1 protein-coding gene (running past one end of the window) is annotated in these 21,508 nt (G+C 47.0%); it reads left to right on the forward strand.

The features are described from left to right. Positions 1-21,508, forward strand: the 5' portion of a protein-coding gene (locus tag R3E32_25470; protein ID MEZ4888103.1) for an SdrD B-like domain-containing protein. Its footprint extends 17,348 nt past the window's final position; the window shows 21,508 of its 38,856 coding nt (coding positions 1-21,508); the start codon lies at positions 1-3; the stop codon falls past the right edge of the window.

Here is a 21,508-nt window from a genome sequence, read left to right on the forward strand (position 1 = left end):
ATGAAAAAACAAGTACGACCAAAAACTTTCAGAAACATCCAATCCCAAAAGATGAAGTTATCAACCAAAAACAAAGGGGAAATAAGCCACCCCAAAAAGTGCATTTTATTGACCCTAATGCTGATGTCAGCATTACTCATTCAAAATCCTATTCATTTAGTAGCAGCAGATACACCTGTTACCTCTTTTTCTTCACTTCAATTGAAAGAAAAAAGCAATATCCCAATCATGCTGCAAATCAATGTAATCAGCAACTTAGAGTGGATATCCAACTTTTTGTCCCCATTTGCCCATGTAAAAGCCGCCATTCTGCCGCCAGAAGGCACAGAAACCCAAACCAACTCAGTATTCTCAGAATACGGCTATGCCTGTTTCTTTGCCGATGAGTACAATGGAGGCAATATCTACGTTATTGAAAATCCCGACAAAACACCCAAAAACAGTTCAGACTTTGATTTTGTCTATCAACCAAATATTACCCTAATTGTAGAATTGGTTATTTTCAACGACTTACTCTACTTATCCTATGCTAATGGAGACAATTTGGCGAGCTATAACCCTGCAACTGATGCGGTTTCGATTATCAACAGTTCAGGAGATTGGGGAACAGCCAATTCGCCCAGTAACTTGATTTTAGACAATATGTTTGGCTTAAATGTTGACATATTCAACAACAAAATTTATGGTACAGGACGAAACAGCGGAACTACTTATATCGCCCAAGTCGACTTAACTAAAGGACAATTTGTAAACAACGGTATCAACGGACAAGATTATCTTCCTCTGACCATCACAGGAAGCAATCCCAACAACTATATTTGGGGTGAACCCGAAGATATGGCAATCGAACCCTGTACTGGAGATGTTTATATTGCCACCGATCTCAAAAACAGCAACGGAACAGATGCAGGAAATGACTTCTTAATGAAACTTCCACCCAATTCAGGAAATGCCACCATCATTACCCAATTGAGCCAAGACGTAGATGGACTGGCATTTGACAATGATGGAAATTTGTATGGCGTGGACGACCAATATTTTTTCCGCATCAATAAAACAACAGGTGTGATTTCGGAAATAACAGAAGTCGTCACTTCATGGACAACGAAGCCAGATTTTGAAGGGGTAGATTGTTTAATCAATCGTGCCCCTATCGCAGTTAACGACGACCACGGAGAAACCTGTATAAACACTTCTGTAGTCATTGATGTCATCAAAAACGATGCAGACAACGAAGGCAACATGGATTTGACCACTCTCGAATTTGACCCAACCCCTGCAGGTTGGACAGTCAATATCAATACCTCTAATGGATATGTTACTTTCACACCTCCTAACAATTTCACAGGCACAAAAACCTTCCAATACAAAGTATGTGACGATTACGACGGGTGTACACCGATTGAGTTTTGCAGCCCAAAAGCAACCGTCACCATTGAAGTAGTACCCGACGATTTGGCGATGAGTTTGAGCCAACTGCCCAGTTGCGATACCAATTGCGATGGAAAAATAATCATAGAACCCATCAATGGAACACCACCTTATCAAGTAAGTTATTCAGGCACAAGCAGCGGAACAGTCACAAGCAGCAATTCCATTATCGAAATAACAGGCTTATGCGACGGAGATTACAATATCTTCCTACAAGACGGAACTGCCACCAACGCACCCGAGTACGTCAGCGGAGGAGTTTGCGACCCCGTCACAGGTACTCAAACCGTCTTTGAAGACTGTCAAGAGCCATTTGTATTTGAATGTGACGAAGGTGTAAGAGTTGACATGATAACCGAAGGAATGTACAATCAATCCACACACACCATCAATATAGTCAGCTTGGTAAACGACCCCGAATTTGACGAAGATTTTGTCACCAAATTAGAACTCATTGCATATTACAAAGGCACTTCAGGTTTTCCGAACAGTGTCAATTTTGCAGTTAACGGAACAATCCAAACCGCCTATCCACAACAAGATTCAGGTACAAAAGGCGCAACCTACTACCGAACTGTCTTTTTCTTCAATGCACCAACAAATGTTACAACCTTTACTGTCACTCCAATTTCGGGTACAGCAATACGTTCAGTCGTTGCCTATGTATTCAGCGAACCACCAGGTTTTGAAGGGGCATTCTCTGGACAATTAGGCAAAATCACCAGTCTATACTGTTGCAGTGGCAGCACCAACGACATGATACCCGATGGCGTAGCAGACGACTGTGTGCAAGAAACATTCAGCGTACCACCAGCAGCAACTATCAGAGACATACACTTTGAATTTGCCTTCTCCGAATTTACGAACGATGGCAGAAACTCCTACGTGCGATTGACCCCCATAGGTGTATCTGGATACACACCAGCAGAAGCATGGTTCAACGTCCAAAACGCAGGACATGAAGCCGCAATCGGTGAAATCACCATGCAAGACGTTCCTGCTTCTGTCACCCAAATCGAAGTCTTAGTATGTTCCAGAGGAACAGCTGCAAACCCCAACGGCAAAAATGGACAATCAGCCGTTTACGCAGGGGTTTTTGTAGATGCCTCCGAAACCTGTCTATTGACATGCAGCACCGTATTGAATCCAGTTACTCAGCCTTCATGTGGCGAAAGCAACGGATCAATCACTGCCCAAGTAGGCGGTCCAAACGGAACTTACACATACACCTTCACCCCCCCAATAGGCGCACCAATCGTCACTACCACAACCGACAAAACGCAAGTTTACAACAATTTGCCTCCAGGTGAATATCAATTGTACGTTGAAGGCCCATTCAGTTGTGAAGATGATTTCCAAAGTATTCTACTAGAAAACACACAAGAAGGTTGCAACCAATCGCCCAACTGCAATACCATTGCAAAAAGTAAACAATTGGCAAGCGGCAGCATCACCTTCAGTATATACGATTTTGTATCTGACCCCGATGGCCAAAGCGACATTGATGTAAGCACATTGACCTTCAACAATCTCGAACCGTCCACCGCAGGAACAATCAGTAAAAATGGTGCAAATGTCACCTTCACACCAGCTCCGTTGTTTATCGGCACTGCAAGCTTCGATTACAGCATAGCCGACCAAGACGGTGAAATCTGCAATGGAACAGGAACATTCACCATCAAATCCATTCCTCCTACTGGCCCTACTCCAGTAGTATGTTCAGATGTGTTGCAACTATCCACTCCTTGTTATGTCAATGGCGACCCATTAGCAGGTGGAGGAAGTGGAACAGCAGTAGCCTATGTTTCATTCCCATACAACAGTTCAGGAACAGCACAAGGCAATCCAAATATCAAAAAAGTAACCGCAGACAAAGTTGGTTCTGTTTGGGGAGTAGCCTACCAAAGCTCTACCAAAACCCTCTATACCTCTGCTTTCTTAAAACGACACGTTGGTTACGGTCCATTAGGCGTAGGCGGTATTTACGCCATCAACAACAACACCATTTCCTCTACATTACCCGTTACCCCATTGATAGACCTAAGCACTTTGGGCGTAAATGTGGGAAGCGACACAAGAACCCCAACCTCTCCACCCATGAACGACCCCAACGAATTGGCAAAAGAGCCAGGTCTTCCTTCATGGGATGCACTGGCTTTTGAAGCAGTCGGAAAGCGTTCTTTGGGTGACTTAGATATTTCAGAAGACGAAACTACCCTATACACAGTCAACCTTTTCCAAAAAGAATTGGTTGCCATCAACATTGCAGGGACAAACCCAACCTTGACCTATAAAATCACCATTCCAGACCCAGGATGTTCAGACGGTGATTACCGACCATTTGGCTTGAAAGTTTATGGCGGTTTGGTCTATGTAGGTATCGTTTGTTCGGCCGAAACCTCACAAAGCACAGACGATCTTTGGGCGCATGTCATGGCCTACAATGGTTCAACATGGACACCCATCTTCAATTTCGCATTGGATTATCCAAGAGGAAAAGTAGGTGGCAATCAATCAGAAGATGCAGAATGGCTACCGTGGCACGATACCTACTCCACTATTTCAAACGAAGCACAATATGGAATCTATCCACAGCCAATTTTGTCCGACATCGAATTTGATGTGGACGGAGCGATGATTTTGGCATTTATGGACAGAAACGGGCATCAAGTAGGAGCAAACAACTACCTGCCAGGTAGTTATCCTTCAACAAACTCTTTGACCCAAGCCCAAACAGCAGGCGACATCTTGCGAGTTTGCAACAACAACGGCTGTTTTGAATTGGAGAGCAATGGAGGCTGCGATGGTTTAACCACAAGTCTAGGCCAAGGCAGCGGACAAGGTCCAGGCGGAGGTGAATTTTATTGGGGAGAAGTTTGGGATTACAATCCCTTCCAACCCTATAGCGGCTACCACCAAGAAACAAGTTTTGGAGGCATCGCCCTTCACCCAGGTTCTGGCGAAGTAGCTTTAGTAGCCATGAATCCCAACAACAACCAAGCAAATGCAGGCGGAATCTTATGGTTGAGCAATATCAACGGAAGCCGCACCAAAAGCAGTTTCCAACTCTATGCAGGAAATGCTCCTTCAACAGGAAAAGCAAACGGCTTAGGAGATTTGGAAGTATTCTGCCAAGAAGAACCCCAATCAGAACCTCCCGTTTGTAACGCTATTACAGGAAGCGTACAAAAAAGCAACGATTTTGTATTCGACATTTATACTTATGTTTCAGACCCCGATGGACAAGGAGACCTCAATCTCGGAAGTTTGGTATTCTCCAATATCCAACCCTCCAATGCAGGTTTATTCACCCAAAATGGCGCTGAAATCACCTTCAATACTTCCTCCACCTTCATCGGCACCGTCACCTTCAACTACACCATTGAAGACCAAGCAGGAATCTCCTGCTCCAATACAGGAACAATTGAAGTCACCGACCCATGTGCAGGAGGTTTCGACCTTTTGACCCAAAAAACCGACCCAACATCGGGTGGCGGGGGCAACAACGGAAGCATTGTAGCAGAAGCCCAAAACGGACATCCACCTTACACCTACACCCTAAGCGGTGATGGCACAGGAACAAACGCCACAGGAAACTTCAACAACCTAAGCGCAGGAACATACCTCGTTACAGCAGTAGATGATGAAGGATGTCAAGAACAAACAAGTGTGGTACTCAACTTGATATGTGAATTAGATGCAACTTTCACCAAAACAAAAGTAAGCTGCAAAGGCGGAAATGACGGAACAGCCACTGCAACAGCCGTTGACGGTTTAGCACCATTCACCTATACTTGGAGCAATGGATTCACCGAAACAAAAAGCGGGCCTTCCACTGCAACAGGTTTGGCAGCAGGCCCTTACACTGTCAATGTCGTTGACGCTCTGGGGTGTGAAAAAGAACGCACCGTCACCGTACTCGAACCAACCGACCTATTGACCAGTTTCACCGTCCAAAATGCCACAACCGTTGGCGGCAACCAAGGCGAAATCAACGTTTCAGCTTCAGGTGGAACAAGCCCTTACAGCTACGTACTTAGCCCAGGAAACGTCACCAACAACACAGGCAACTTTACAGGCTTAACTGCAGGAACTTACAGCGTGACCGTCAAAGATGCCAATGATTGCGAAGCAGTCATCAACAGCATTATCATCAACGAGCCAGGCTGCTCAGTCGATGTAGTCGTAAGCGATTCCCAAAATGTGGACTGCAACGGCAACAGCACAGGTTCAGCCACTGCTACCGCTTCGGGCGGAAATGCCCCTTACACCTACCAATGGAAAAACGCAGGTGGAACGACCATCAGCACAACAGCAAGCATCAGCAATGTCCCCGCAGGAACTTACACCATCACCGTCTTTTCAGACAATGGCAACTGTTCCAAATCCGCATCGGTTCAAATCACCGAACCATCCGTATTGACCGCCAGCATTGCAGTCACCAACATCACCTGCAATGGTTTCGACAACGGACAATTGGACTTAACCGTAAGTGGAGGAACTTCTCCTTACAAATACAATTGGAACAACATTGCAGGAACCAACAATCCGCAAGACCAAACAGGATTACAGCCAGGAACCTATACCGTAGTCGTCACAGACTTCAATGGATGTCAAGTCACCAAAACCGCAACTGTCAATGAACCCGATGCGCTCAATATCATCACCATTTCCGAAAACCAACCCACCGCAGCAGGCAACGACGGCTCGATTACCGTCAATGCAGAAGGCGGAACGGGCGTTTTGATATACAACTGGAACAACGGTCAAACGGGACCAGCCGCCACCAATCTGTCAGAAGGAACATACATTGTCACCGTCACAGATGTAAACGGCTGTACCGAATCCAAAACCTTCAACCTCATCAATCCATGTACTGGCGGTTTCAATCTTGCTACCCAAAAAACCGACCCAACTTCAAGCGGAGGCGGCAACAACGGAAGCATTGAAGCAACCGCAACAGGAGGCGAAGCACCTTATACCTACACTTTAAGCGGCGATGGTTCTGGCACCAACAGCACAGGAACATTCAACAACTTAAATGCAGGAACTTACACCGTCACTGCAATTGATGCCGATGGATGTCAGGAAGTGACCAGCGTAGTCTTAAACTTGATTTGTGAATTGGATGCCACTTTCACCAAAACAAATGTAAACTGCAATGAAGGAAACGATGGTACTGCCACTGCCACTGCAATAAACGGCACAGCACCTTTCACCTTCATTTGGAGCAATGGCACAACAGAAACCACAAGCGGAACTTCTACCATTTCAGGCTTAGAAGCAGGACCCTATACGGTCAATGTAGTTGATGCTTTGGGATGCGAAAAAGAACGCACCGTCACCATCACCGAACCGACCGCAGTAGCCACTTCCTTCAATGTCGAACCAGCTACAACCGTAGGCGGCAGCAATGGCGAAATCAGCGTTTCAGCTTCGGGTGGGACACCAAACTATACTTTCACTTTGAACCCAGGCAATGTCACCAACAGCACAGGTAATTTCACAGGTTTATCGGCAGATACTTACACCGTTTTGGTCAAAGATGCCAACAACTGCCCCATCGAAATCAGTGGAATCATCGTCAATGAGCCAGGATGCGAAGTAGAAGCAGCCATCAGCAGTTCCCAAAACGTGGACTGCAATGGTAACAGCACAGGTTCAGCCACCGTCACCGCAGTTGGAGGAAACCAACCCTATACCTATGAGTGGAAAAACTCCGAAGGCACAGTAGTAGGCACAACAGCAACCGTCAGCAACTTACCAGCCAATACATACATCGCCACCGTCTTTTCCGACAACGGCAATTGTTCTGCTGCTGCCTCTATCCAAATTTCTCAACCTTCTGTATTGGCAGCCGAAATTGCAGTGACAGACATTACCTGTTTTGGCTTCGACAACGGACAAGTGGATTTGACCGTCAATGGCGGAACATCCCCCTACAACTACGATTGGGGCAATTTGCCAGGAACAAACAATCCACAAGACCAAACCGACTTAGCTCCCGATACCTACAATGTACTGGTAACAGATGCAAACGGCTGTACAGTTTTGACCAGCGGAACAGTAGAAGAACCTGGTCCAATCACCATTACCTTAGTCGAATTGAACCAACCTTCTGCTGCCAACAACAACGGCTCAATTGAAGTAGCCTATTCAGGTGGAAAAGGCGTATTGACTGCCGTTTGGAGCAATGGACAAACAGGAACAACCGCAACAGGTTTATCCGCAGGAACTTACACCGTCAATGTAACAGACGTAAACAATTGTGTAACCTCCAAATCCTATACCCTCATCAATCCATGTGCAGGCGGCTTGACCCTTTCGACCTCCAAAACCGACCCTACATCCAGTGGAGGCGGCAACAATGGTAGCATCACTGCAACCACTACAGGCGGAACATCACCCTATACTTACACACTTGGAGGAGACGGTTCGGATACCAGCCCAACAGGACAATTCACAAGCCTTGGAGCAGGAACCTACACCATTGAAGTAGAAGATGTGAATGGTTGTACCAATTTGACAAGCGTAGTCCTCAGCACCGTTTGCGAATTGGGAATTACCTTTGAAAAAACAAACGTAAACTGCAAAGATGGCGAAGATGGTTCTGCTACTGCCACTGCAACAAACGGTTTAGCACCATTCACCTTCAATTGGAGCAATGGATTTTCCGAAAACACAAGTGGCACTGCAACCATTGAAAATTTGGAGGCAGGAACTTACACCGTTGAAGTGATAGACGCATTGGGTTGTCAAAAACAAAGCAGTGTTATCATCACCGAACCGACCAACATTTCACCGAGTTTCACCTCACAAAACGTGAGCACAGTAGGAGGCACAGATGGCAGCATCAACATTTCTGCAACAGGCGGAACAGCCCCTTACACCTTCACCCTGAATCCTGGCAATGTAGAAAGCACCGATGGATTTTTTGACAACCTCAGTGCTGCAACCTATTCTGTCACAGTCAAAGATGCCAACGATTGCGAAGTCGTGGTAAGCGGCATCATTGTAGGACAACCCACTTGTAGCATCAGTGTAGTCGTCAGCGATTCCGAAAATGTGGACTGCAATGGCAACAGCACAGGTTCTGCAACGGCATTGGCTTCAGGCGGAAACCAACCTTACGCTTATGTATGGAAAAATGCAGGTGGAACAACCGTAGGAACAACGGCAACGGTAAACAATCTACCAAAAGGAACTTACGTAGTCACCGCTTCTTCCGACAATGGCAACTGTACCGCAACCGCCTCCATACAGATAACCCAACCTTCTGTATTGAACGCCAGCATTGCAGTCACCAACATCACCTGCAACAACTTCAACAACGGACAATTAGACCTCACCGTAAGCGGCGGAACATCGCCCTACAACTATGATTGGGACAACCTTGCAGGAACAGACGACCCACAAGACCAAACAGGTTTAGCACAAGGAACGTATGCCGTAATCGTGACCGACGCCAACGGTTGTACCGTCACCAAAACAGCAACAGTCAATAACCCAGCACCGATTGCGATTAGCTTAACAGCCAAAACTGACCCAACCGCAGCAGGCAATGACGGTTCTATCATCGTCAATGCAGCAGGCGGAACAGGCATTTTGACCTACTCTTGGAACACAGGGCAAACAGGCCCAGCCATTACCAACCTGACAGAAGGCACTTACACCGTCACCGTCAAAGACGTAAACGGATGTACCGAATCTGCTACCTACACTTTGGTCAATCCATGTGCAAGCGGCATGACCCTAACGACCCAAAAAGTCGACCCAACTTCTGGAGGAGGCGGCAACAACGGCAACATCACCGCAACGGCAAACAACGGCAACGCACCCTACACCTACACTTTAAGTGGTGATGGTTCGGGAACAAACAGCACAGGCGTATTCAACAACCTAAGCGCAGGAACATACATCATTACCGTTGTGGACGACGAAGATTGCCAAACACAAACAAGCGTAGTCTTGAACCTAATTTGTGAATTGGATGCAACTTTCACCAAAAACAATGTAAGCTGCAAAGAAGGAAACAACGGTTCAGCTACTGCAACAGCAATAGACGGAACAGCACCATTCACTTTCACTTGGAGCAACGGCTTTACAGAATCAACCAGCGGAACTTCCACTGCAACAGGTTTATCCGCAGGTCCATACACCGTCAATGTCGTGGACGCTTTGGGATGTGAAAAAGAAAGAACAGTCACCATTCTTGAGCCTTCAAGCATTTTGACCACACTTTCTACAACAGACGTAAGCACCACAGGCGGTACAAACGGTTCAATCACCGTCACTGCTTCGGGCGGAACAGCACCCTATACCTTCACTTTGGGAGGCAATGGCTCTGGTACAAACAGCACAGGAACATTCAACAACCTAAGCGCAGGACAATACAGCGTCACCGTTACAGATGACAACGATTGCCCAACAGTCGTAAGCGGAATCATCATCAACGAGCCAGGTTGCACCGTTCAAGCAATCATCACCAACTCCGAAAATGTGGATTGCAATGGCAACAGCACAGGTTCAGCAACCGTTACCCCATCAGGCGGAAACGCACCTTACACCTACCAATGGAAAAATGCGGGCGGAACAGTCGTAGCAACTACTGCAACAGCCGATAACTTGCCCGCAGGAACTTACACCATCACCGTATTTTCTGATGGCGGAAACTGTTCCAACAGCAATTCCATTCAAATCACCCAACCGTCCATTTTGAGCGCAAGCATTGCAGTGAGCAACATCACTTGCTTTGGCTTCAACAATGGCGAAGTTGATTTGACCATCAATGGAGGAACAACCCCATACACTTACAGTTGGAACAACCTTTCAGGCACTGGACAACCACAAGACCAAACGGGATTATCGGAAGGTTTATACATCGTCAATATCACCGATGCCAACGGTTGCACAACTTCTGCACAAGGATTTGTAGAAGAACCCGATGCCATCAGCATTCAAACCCTCAACATCAACACGCCAACGGCTGCCAACAACAACGGTTCTATTACCGTTGAAGCAACAGGCGGAACAGGCGTATTGAACTACACTTGGTCGCCAAGCGGTCAAACAGGACAAACGGCTTCCAATTTGGGCGCAGGTACACACACCGTACAAGTCACAGACGTAAACGGTTGTACCAAATCCAAAACCTTTATTTTGGACAATCCATGTGAAGCAGGCTTAGGTTTGACAACCGAAAAAACCGACCCAACTTCAAGCGGAGGCGGCAACAACGGTTCTATTGTAGCAGAAACCAATGGTGGAACTGCACCCATCGTCTATACATTGAGCGGAGCAGCATCGGCCACCAATCAAACAGGCGTATTCAACAACCTCAATGCAGGAACTTACACTGTTTCTGCCAAAGATGCCAACGATTGTTCCGAAAGCACAAGCGTTGTTTTGAATTTGATTTGTGAATTGGAAGTAGAATTCAACCCAACCAATGCAAGCTGCAACGACGGCACAGACGGCTCAGCCACTGCAACAGCAACAGGCGGAACAGCACCGTTCACCTTCTCTTGGAGCAACAATACAACAGATGCCAACAACCAAACAGGCGTTTCGACCATCTCCAACCTACCCGCAGGAACTTACACCGTGAATGTTGTGGACGCTTTGGGATGTGAAAAAGAACGCACCGTCACCATTTTTGAGCCAAATAGCATCAATGCCTCTCACATCACAAGTGACGCAACAACCACAGGCGGCAACGAAGGCTCGATTACCGTCACCACATCAGGCGGAACAGCACCTTACAGCTACACACTCACTCCAGGAAATGTGACCAACAGCACAGGTCAATTCACAGGCTTAACAGCAGGTACTTATAGTGTAGTCGTCAAAGATGCCAACGATTGCGAAGTCGAAATAAGTGGAATCATTATCAACGAGCCAGGCTGCAATTTGCAAGCAGTCATCTCCAATGTCCAGCACATTGACTGCAAAGGCAACAACACAGGTTCGGCAAGTGCTTTGGTCACAGGCGGAAACGCACCTTATACCTATCAATGGAAAAACGCTGGTGGAACAGTCGTTTCTTCAACGGAAAATGCGACCAACCTCATTGCAGGAACCTATGTATTGAAGGTGACATCCGATGGCGGCAATTGCATTTCAACGGCTTCCATCCAAATCACCGAACCATCCAAACTCAGTGCCGAAATTGCAGTAAGCGATATTACTTGTTTTGGCTACGACGATGGACAAGTGGATTTGACCGTCACAGGCGGAACACCTCCTTACAACTACGATTGGGATAACTTGTCAGGAACAAGCAACCCACAAGACCAAGTAGATTTGGCGCAAGGTACTTACTCTGTAATCGTAACAGATGCCAACAATTGTACGGCTACTGCAACGGGAACAGTCGACGAGCCAGAATTGATTGAAATTACATTAGTCACCAAAACAGAACCTTCTGCAACAGGAGGCGATGGCAGCATCGAAATTTCTGTATCGGGCGGCACAGGCGTATTGAGCATTGTATGGCAGCCAAGCGGACAAACAGGAACAACCGCCACAGGCTTAAATGCAGGTACGCACGTTGTCACCATCACCGATATCAACGGTTGCAACCAAACCGAATCCTTCAATTTGACCGACCCATGCGAAGACGGCTTGACTTTGGGATCTTCCAAAACCAGCCCTACTTCAAGCGCAGGCGGCAATGATGGAAGTATCACAATCACCGTTATTGGCGGCGCATCTCCATACACCTTCAATTTGTCGGGAACTGCAACGGCTTCCAATGCAACAGGCACATTTACAGGCTTAACCGCAGGAGCCTACACCATTGAAGTTATTGACGACAACGATTGTAAAGAATCCGTGAGTGTGAGTTTGAGTTTGGAATGCGAAACCACATTGGACATTACCTCATTGGCTACCGAGTGCAACGAAGGCAACGATGGTTCTGCCACTGCAAGCGCATTGGAAGGAAAAGCCCCATACAGTTTTGTTTGGAGCAACGGCTTCACCGAAACCAACAACACAGGCGTTTCCACTGCCAGCAATTTGCAAGCGGGAACATACACCGTTGAAGTAACAGATGGTTTGGGATGTAGCGATATGCGAAATGTCACCATCTTAGAACCAACCAGCATTCAACCAACCTATTCCACCACCAACACAACAACCGTAGGTGGTAGCGAAGGAAGCGTAACCGTTTCGGCAACAGGCGGAACCGCCCCTTACACCTTCACCCTAAGCCCTGGCAACGTTACCAACAGCAACGGACAATTCACAGGTTTAGTAGAAGGTACATACAGCGTCACCATCAAAGATGCCAACAATTGCCAAGTGATAGTGAGCGGTATCATCGTTGGCGGTCCCGATTGCAACCTACAAGCAAACATCACCAATTCTGAAAACGTGAACTGCAATGGCAGTAGCACAGGTTCTGCAACCGTAAACGCTTCAGGCGGCAACACCATTTACACTTACGAATGGAAAAATGCTGGAGGAACAGTTGTAGCAACTACTGCAACAGCAGATGATTTGCCAGCAGGCACTTACACCGTCAAAGTCACTTCCGACAATGGCAACTGTGAAGCAACAGCCTCTGTCCAAATCACCCAACCTTCCGAATTGAGTGCAAGCGTATCCACTACCAGTGTAAGCTGCAACGGTTTCGACAATGGCAGCCTACAATTGACAGTAGCAGGAGGAGTACCTCCTTACAAATACAACTGGGACAACTTGGCAGGAGCCAACAACCCCAAAGACCAAAACAATTTAGCACCCGATACCTACAATGTGGTTGTAACGGATGCCAACAATTGCACCGCAGAAGCAAGCGGAACGATTACCCAACCTTCAGCCATTGTACTTTCTTTGGTTTCATCCAGCGACCCAACAACCGTAAATGGCACAGACGGGTCTATTGAAGTATCCGTTTCTGGCGGAACTGCTCCAATCACCCTCACTTGGTCGCCAAGTGGTCAAACAGGCACAACGGCAAGCAACCTAAGCAAAGGCACACACACTGTCACTGCCACCGATGCCAAAGGTTGTATCAAGAGCTTAACAGTTACCTTGAACGACCCCAACTGTTCAGGAACATCAGTCACACTTTCTCCAACAGGCCCACAAGAGTTTTGTCAAGGAGAAGATGGAATTGTATTGACTGCAGCAGTTACGCCAGCAGGAAACTACACCTTGAAGTGGAAAAAAGACGAGGTAATTGTAGCAACAACTACTACCCCAACTTACACTTATACCGCCACTACAACAGGATATTATACCGTTACCATCATCAACAACGATACCGATTGTACGGCAACATCCTCTGCTGTGTCCATCACCAAAAACAATTTGCCACAGCCTATTCTCACTTCCGACAATGGAAAAACAGTAGCTTGCTCTTACGAAACCCTAACATTGAGAGTGACAGGAGCAGCCACTTCAACCTACCAATGGTACACAGGAACGTACCCAACAGGAACCATCATCAATGGAGAAACTGCAACAACCTACAATCCAACAACTTCGGGCAGTTACTACGCCGTAGAAACCACTGATGATACTTGCGAAAACGGAACAACTTCCATCAACGTGACCATCAATCCATGTACGATTGACCTCAATTTGACCAAAACCGCAAGCATTACGGAAGGTCAAGTAGGAACGCCATTCGCCTACACCATCACCGTTTTGAATGAAGGATTGAGTGATGCAACAGGCGTGAAAGTAGCAGACAATTTACCGCTTCAATTAACCTTTGTAAACTCCAATGCCGATTACGGAACTTACAACCACAACACAGGTATTTGGAACATCGGTAATTTGCCAAAAGACGAAACGGCTACTTTGGTTATCAGTGTCATCATTGCAGAAGAAGGAACGATTTACAACGTGGCGCAAGTCATCGAAGCAAACGAACCTGACACCGATTCTACGCCCAACAACAATGTAGCAGCTGAAGACGACCAAGACGATGCAACGCTTTCGGGCGACCCAGTAGCAGATTTGAGTTTGACCAAAGAAGTAAATCAACAAACGGTAGGTGTGGGCGACAATGTGGTATTTACCCTCACTGTCACCAACGATGGACCTTCCAATGCCACAGGAATTGAAGTCACCGACAACCTGCCAAGCGGCTTGTTCTTCCTTGCAGCCCAAAGCTCACAGGGAAACTTCAATGGAACAGTTTGGACAGTCGGCAATTTAGCAAAAGATGCTTCTGCAACATTGACCATCACCGCAAGAGTCGACGAAGCAGGTGACTACACCAACAGTGCAGAAATCACCGCAAGCGACCAAGACGACCCCGATTCTACGCCCAACAACAACGAACCATTTGAAGACGACCAAGACAAAGCGGATTTTGAAGCCTTAGAAATTGACTTGGAAATCGAAAAATCAGCAAGTGCAACATCTGTAAACATTGGCGACAACTTCGTTTACACCATTGACTTGACAAATCAAGGACCTTCCGATGCAACAGGCGTTCAAGTATTCGACCAATTGCCGAGCAATGTAACGTATGTCAGTGCAACCGCTTCAACAGGAACATACAGCGCAGGCTCTGGAATTTGGAATGTAGGAAATATTGGAAATGGTGATTCTGAAACTTTGACCATCGTGGTGAAAGTAGTAGCATCAGGTAGCTTCAAAAACGTTGCACAAGTCAGTGCCGCCGACCAACCTGACTCAGACTCTACTCCAAACAACAACATTCCAAGTGAAGACGACCAAGACGATGCAGAAGTAACAGGTGAACAAATCGACTTAGAGTTGAGCAAAACCGCCAGTGCTTCCAGCGTCAATGTTGGCGAAAACATCACCTTCACCTTGACTTTGGCGAACAACAGCAACTCCAATGCAACAGGCGTAGTCGTCACAGACCAATTGCCCGCAGGATTGACCTTTGTAAGTGCCGACCCAACAGCAGACTACAATGCTGCAAATGGCAAATGGACAGTAGGCGATTTGGCTGCAAACAGCAGTACAATTTTGACCATCACTGCAACCGTTACAGTTGATACCCAATTGACCAACAGCGCAGAAGTGACCGAAGCCGACCAACCAGACAAAGACTCAACACCCAACAACGACAATCCAAACGAAGACGACCAAGACGAAGTCACCATTGGAGGAATACAAGCCGATTTGGAATTGACCAAAGAAGTCGACAAAACAGTGGTGAACAAAGGCGACAATGTGATTTTCACTTTGACCCTTCAAAACCAAGGTTCAGCCAATGCAACCAATGTCACCGTCAAAGACTTGCTACCAAGTGGATTGACATTCGTAAGCGCAACGCCAAGTGTAGGAACATACAGCGAAGTTACAGGAATATGGAATGTAGGAACACTGCAAGTAGGCGGAGTTCGGACTTTGACCATTGAAGCAACCGTGACAGGTACAGCCGCAGTCACCAACGTTGCAGAAGTAGTCAGCTCCGACCAAACCGACCCAGATTCAACACCAGATAACAACGATGAAAATGAAGACGACCAAGACAGCGCAACCGTTAGCGGAAAGGAAATAGATTTGGAATTGACCAAATCCGTCAATAAAACCTCCGCAAATGTAGGCGACCAAGTAGTTTATACAGTCGATTTGACCAACAAAGGTCCTTCCAACGCAACAGGCGTATCCGTCTTTGACGAACTGCCATCAGGCCTAAGTTTTGTCAATGCCTTCCCAAGCACAGGAACATACAGCGCACAAACGGGACAATGGAACATTGGCAACCTCGCCAATGGAGATTCCGAAACTTTGACCATCGTAGTGAAAGTCGAACAAGCAGGAACAATCAAAAACGTGGCACAAGTCAGCGCAGCTGACCAACCAGATGTGGATTCCACTCCTGCAAACGACAACGGCGACCAAAGCGAAGACGATGAGGACAATGCCACCTTCACAGGCGAGCAAATTGACCTCGAACTCACCAAGTCAGCCAATAACACACAAGTAGCCTTGAACGACAATGTGGTATTTACCCTAACGCTCGAAAACAAAGGCCCATCCGATGCAACAGGCGTAAGCGTCAAAGACCAACTGCCCGCAGGTTTGACTTTTGTAAGTGCCAACCCATCTGCCGCCTACAACTCAGGCAGCGGCGTGTGGACAGTAGGTGATTTGGCTGCAAACGGAACAACGACTTTGGAAATCACAGCAACCGTTGTGACAGAAGAAACCGTTACCAACGTAGCACAAGTAACCGCAGCCGACCAACCCGATGTGGATTCAACACCAAACAACAGCGTTCCAACGGAAGACGACCAAGACGAAATCAGTGTGGGAGGAATTGCCGCAGATTTGGAAGTAAACAAAACCGCTTCTCCTTCAAAAGTGAACATTGGCGACCAAGTGACATTCACCGTTACCCTCGAAAACAACGGTAGCGCAAATGCCACAGGCATCCAAATTGAAGACCAATTGCCCGCAGGATTGACCCTCGTTTCAAGCGATGCAACAAAAGGCAACTATGTCACTTCAACAGGTATTTGGTCAGTAGCCAACCTTGCCGTAGGCGAAAGTGAAACCCTAACCATTGTAGCCACCGTCACAGGCGTAGGCCCTTACACCAATGTTGCAGAAGTCATCGCTTCTGACCAACCCGACCCTGATTCTACTCCAAACAATGGCGAAGAAGGTGAAGACGACCAAGACGATGCAACTGTTTCAGGCACACAAATTGACCTCGAATTGACCAAAGTAGTCGATAAAGCCACTGGCTTAGTAGGTGAAGCATTTACTTTCACGGTAACTGTTATCAACAAAGGCCCAGATGCAGCAACAGGCGTAGCTATATTTGATGCCCTACCAACAGGACTTCAATACTTGTCCAGCAATCCAAGTTCAGGTACTTATAGCTCAACAAGCAATACATGGACAATAGGAGAATTGGGCATAGGTGAAAGTGTTGCTCTTCAAATTGTAGCAAGGGGAACAACCGCAGGATTTTATACAAATGTAGCACAAGTAAGTGCTGCAAATGAACCTGATGTGGATTCAACTCCAAACAACGACAACGGCGACCAAAGCGAAGATGACGAAGATAATGCTTCCGTTACTATCAGCGGAGTAGCCGATTTGGAATTGTCCAAAGTAGCCAACAACACAGTCGTAGGCGTAGGTGAAAATATCGTTTATACACTCACATTGACCAACAATGGCCCTTCAACGGCAACCAATGTTGAGGTGACAGACTTATTAGACAGCAATCTATTCTTTTTAACCGCCAACGGTTCACAAGGAGACTACACCGCTGCAACAGGTATTTGGGAAGTAGGAAACGTACCAGCAGGTGCAACAGCAACTTTAAACATCACCGCAAGAGTAGATGCAGCAGGAACAATCGCCAACTCTGCCGAAGTCACCGCTTCTGACCAAGAAGATCCCGATTCAACACCAAACAACGATGAACCATTTGAGGACGACCAAGACAATACAACCATCACAGGTGAGCAAATTGACTTAGAAGTAAGCAAAACAGCTGATGCTACTTCTCTCAATGTAGATGACCAATTCACCTTCACCATTGAAGTGACCAACAACGGGCCTTCAACGGCAACAGGAATCGAATTGCTCGACCAATTGCCAGGAGAAGTACAGTATGTGAGCCACACCCAATCAACAGGTGGTTTTAGCGTCAATTCTGGTATTTGGAGCATCAACAGCCTCGCAAAAGATGCAACCGCTACTTTGGAAATCACTGTTAAAATCTTGGAAGCAACGACTATAACCAACATTACCCAAGTAATTGCAGCCGACCAACCAGATGCGGATTCTACTCCAAACAACGACGATGGCGACCAAAGCGAAGACGACGAAGACAGCGTTGAAGTAGCAGGAGAGGAGATTGATTTGGAATTAGACAAAACAGTAAATGTCACCGAAGTCAATGTAGGCTCTAACATCATTTACACCTTGACCCTTATCAACAAAGGCCCATCTGATGCAACAGGCATTGAAGTCACAGACCAATTGCCAACAGGCTTAACCTTTGTTGCAGCAACAGGCGACGGCTCTTATGCAGGAAGTATTTGGACTGTAGGCGATTTGGCAAAAGACGAAACGGCAACTTTGAACATTGAAGCCACCGTAACCGCTGCCACTCAAATCACCAACAGCGCAGAAGTAACCGCCGCCGACCAACCAGATTCAGACTCTACACCCGACAACGACATACCGTTTGAAGACGACCAAGACGAAGTAACCATTGGAGGCATTGAAGCCGATTTGGAAGTTTCCAAAACGGTTGACCAAACAATGGTCAATGTTGGCAACGATGTAGTGTTCACGATTACACTCGAAAACAACGGTGGAGCAAAAGCAACCAATGTAGAAATCACCGACCAATTACCAACAGGCTTGACCTTAGTAGTTGCATCTCCTTCAACGGGTGCTTACACAGCAGGTGTTTGGAGTATTCCAGAAATTGGAGTCGGCGAAATCGAAACCTTGTTGATTACTGCAAAAGTAACAGGCGTAGGACTTTACAAAAACGTGGCACAAGTCACCGCTTCCGACCAAACCGACCCAGACTCAACACCAAACAACGACGATGGCGACCAAAGCGAAGACGACGAAAGCAGCGCAAGCGTTTCAGGGAAACAAATTGATGTTTCATTGACCAAAACAGCCAGCGCAAGCTCAGTGAATGTAGGAGACAACTTCACCTACACCATCACCGTAGCCAACGACGGCGACAACCCTGCAACAGGCGTAAAAGTATTCGACCAATTGCCAGGCAGCGTAGCCTATGTAAGCCACGTAGCCAGCCAAGGTTCGTACAGCGCAGGAACAGGCGTTTGGACAGTAGGCAGCTTGCCCAATGATGCTTCTGAAGAAACCTTGACCATCACCGTCAAAGTTTTAGCAGCAGGCACATTCACCAACACAGCACAAGTATCGGATGCCAACGAACCAGACACCGATTCAACACCTAATAACAACATTGAAGCAGAAGACGACCAACAATCTGTCACCGTCATAGGCGAACAAATTGACTTGGAACTGAGCAAAACCGCCAGTGCTTCAAATGTCAATGTAGGCAGCAACATTACCTTCACTTTGACTTTGGCGAACAACAGCAACTCCAATGCAACAGGCGTAGTCATCACCGACCAATTGCCAGCAGGTTTGACCTTTGTAAGTGCCAACCCTGCCGCAGACTACAATGCTGCAAATAGTCAATGGACAGTAGGTGATTTAGATGCAAACAGCAGCACAACCTTGACCATTACTGCAACGGTAACAACGGATGAAGAAGTGACCAACAGCGCACAAGTCACCGCAGCCGACCAACCCGACAAAGATTCTACACCAAACAACAACAACCCAACCGAAGACGACCAAGATGCTGTTACCATTGGAGGAATACAAGCAGATTTGGAATTGACCAAAACTGTAAACAAAACAGTCGTAAACAAAGGCGAAAACGTGATTTTCACTTTGACCCTTCAAAACCAAGGTTCAGCCGATGCCACCAACGTAACGGTTGAAGACTTGTTGCCAAGTGGATTGGACTTTGTAGGAGCTATTCCGAGCGTAGGAAACTACAACGACGCAACGGGAATTTGGACAATCGGAACAGTACCTGTTGGCGCAGTCCGAACCTTATCCATTGAAGCAACCGTCACAGGCACTGCATCCGTCACCAACACTGCCCAAGTCTTGACCTCCGACCAAACAGACCCCGATTCTACACCCGACAACAACGTAGAAAGCGAAGACGACCAAAGCAGCGTAAGTGTAAGCGGCAAAGAAATTGATTTGGAATTGACCAAAGCCGTCAATAAAACCTCTGCAAACGTAGGCGACCAAGTTGTTTATACTCTTGATCTCACCAACAAAGGACCAAGTCATGCGACAGGCGTGAAAGTATTCGACGAATTGCCAATAGGCGTAAGCTTCGTCAATGCCTTCCCAACCACAGGAACCTACAGCGCACAAACAGGGCAATGGAATGTCGGAAACCTCAATTCAGGAAGTTCCGCCACATTGACCATCGTAGTGAAGGTCGAACAAGCAGGTGAAATCAAAAACACCGCACAAGTCAGCGCAGCCGACCAACCAGATGTGGATTCTACCCCTGCAAACGATGATGGCGACCAAAGCGAAGACGACGAGGACAACGCCACCTTCACAGGCGAGCAAATTGACCTCCAACTCACCAAATCTGCAAACAACACACAAGTAGCCTTGAACGACGATGTGGTATTTACCTTAACACTTGAAAACAACGGGCCATCCGATGCAACAGGCGTAAGCGTCAAAGACCAATTGCCAGCAGGATTGACTTTCGTAAGTGCGAATCCTTCAACGGACTACAATAGCACAAGCGGTATTTGGACAGTAGGCGATTTGGCTGCAAACGGAACGGCAACATTGGAAATCACTGCAACCGTAGTGACCCAATCCACCGTCACCAACAGCGCACAAGTCACCACAGCCGATCAACCCGACAGCGACTCCACTCCAAACAACAACATCCCAAGCGAAGACGATCAAGACGAAATCAGTGTGGGAGGAATTGCAGCAGATTTGGAAGTAAACAAAACAGTTTCACCTTCAAAAGTGAACATTGGCGACCAAGTAACTTTCACCGTTACTTTGGAAAACAATGGAAGCGCAAATGCCACAGGTATTCAAATTGAAGACCAATTGCCAGCAGGTTTGACCCTCGTTTCCAGCGATGCTTCAAAAGGAACTTACACCACTGCAACAGGAATTTGGTCAGTAGCCAACCTTGCCGTAGGCGAAAGCGAAACACTAACCATTGTAGCCACCGTCACAGGCGTAGGCCCTTACACCAACGTTGCAGAAGTCGTAGCATCTGACCAAACAGACCCAGATTCTACACCCGACAACGATGATTTGAGCGAAGACGACCAAGACGATGCCACCGTTTCAGGTACACAAATTGACCTCAAATTGGCGAAAACAGTGAGCAAATCAACCGTCTTAGTAGGCGAAGAATTTGACTTCACCGTTATCGTCACCAACGATGGCCCAGATGCGGCAACAGGTGTAGCCGTATTCGATGCCTTGCCAGCAGGCTTGATGTATGTCAACAACAATCCAAGTTCAGGAACATACAGCAATGGCAGCAACACTT

The sequence above is a fragment of the Chitinophagales bacterium genome, from assembly GCA_041392475.1.
Classification (GTDB): domain Bacteria; phylum Bacteroidota; class Bacteroidia; order Chitinophagales; family UBA2359; genus JAUHXA01.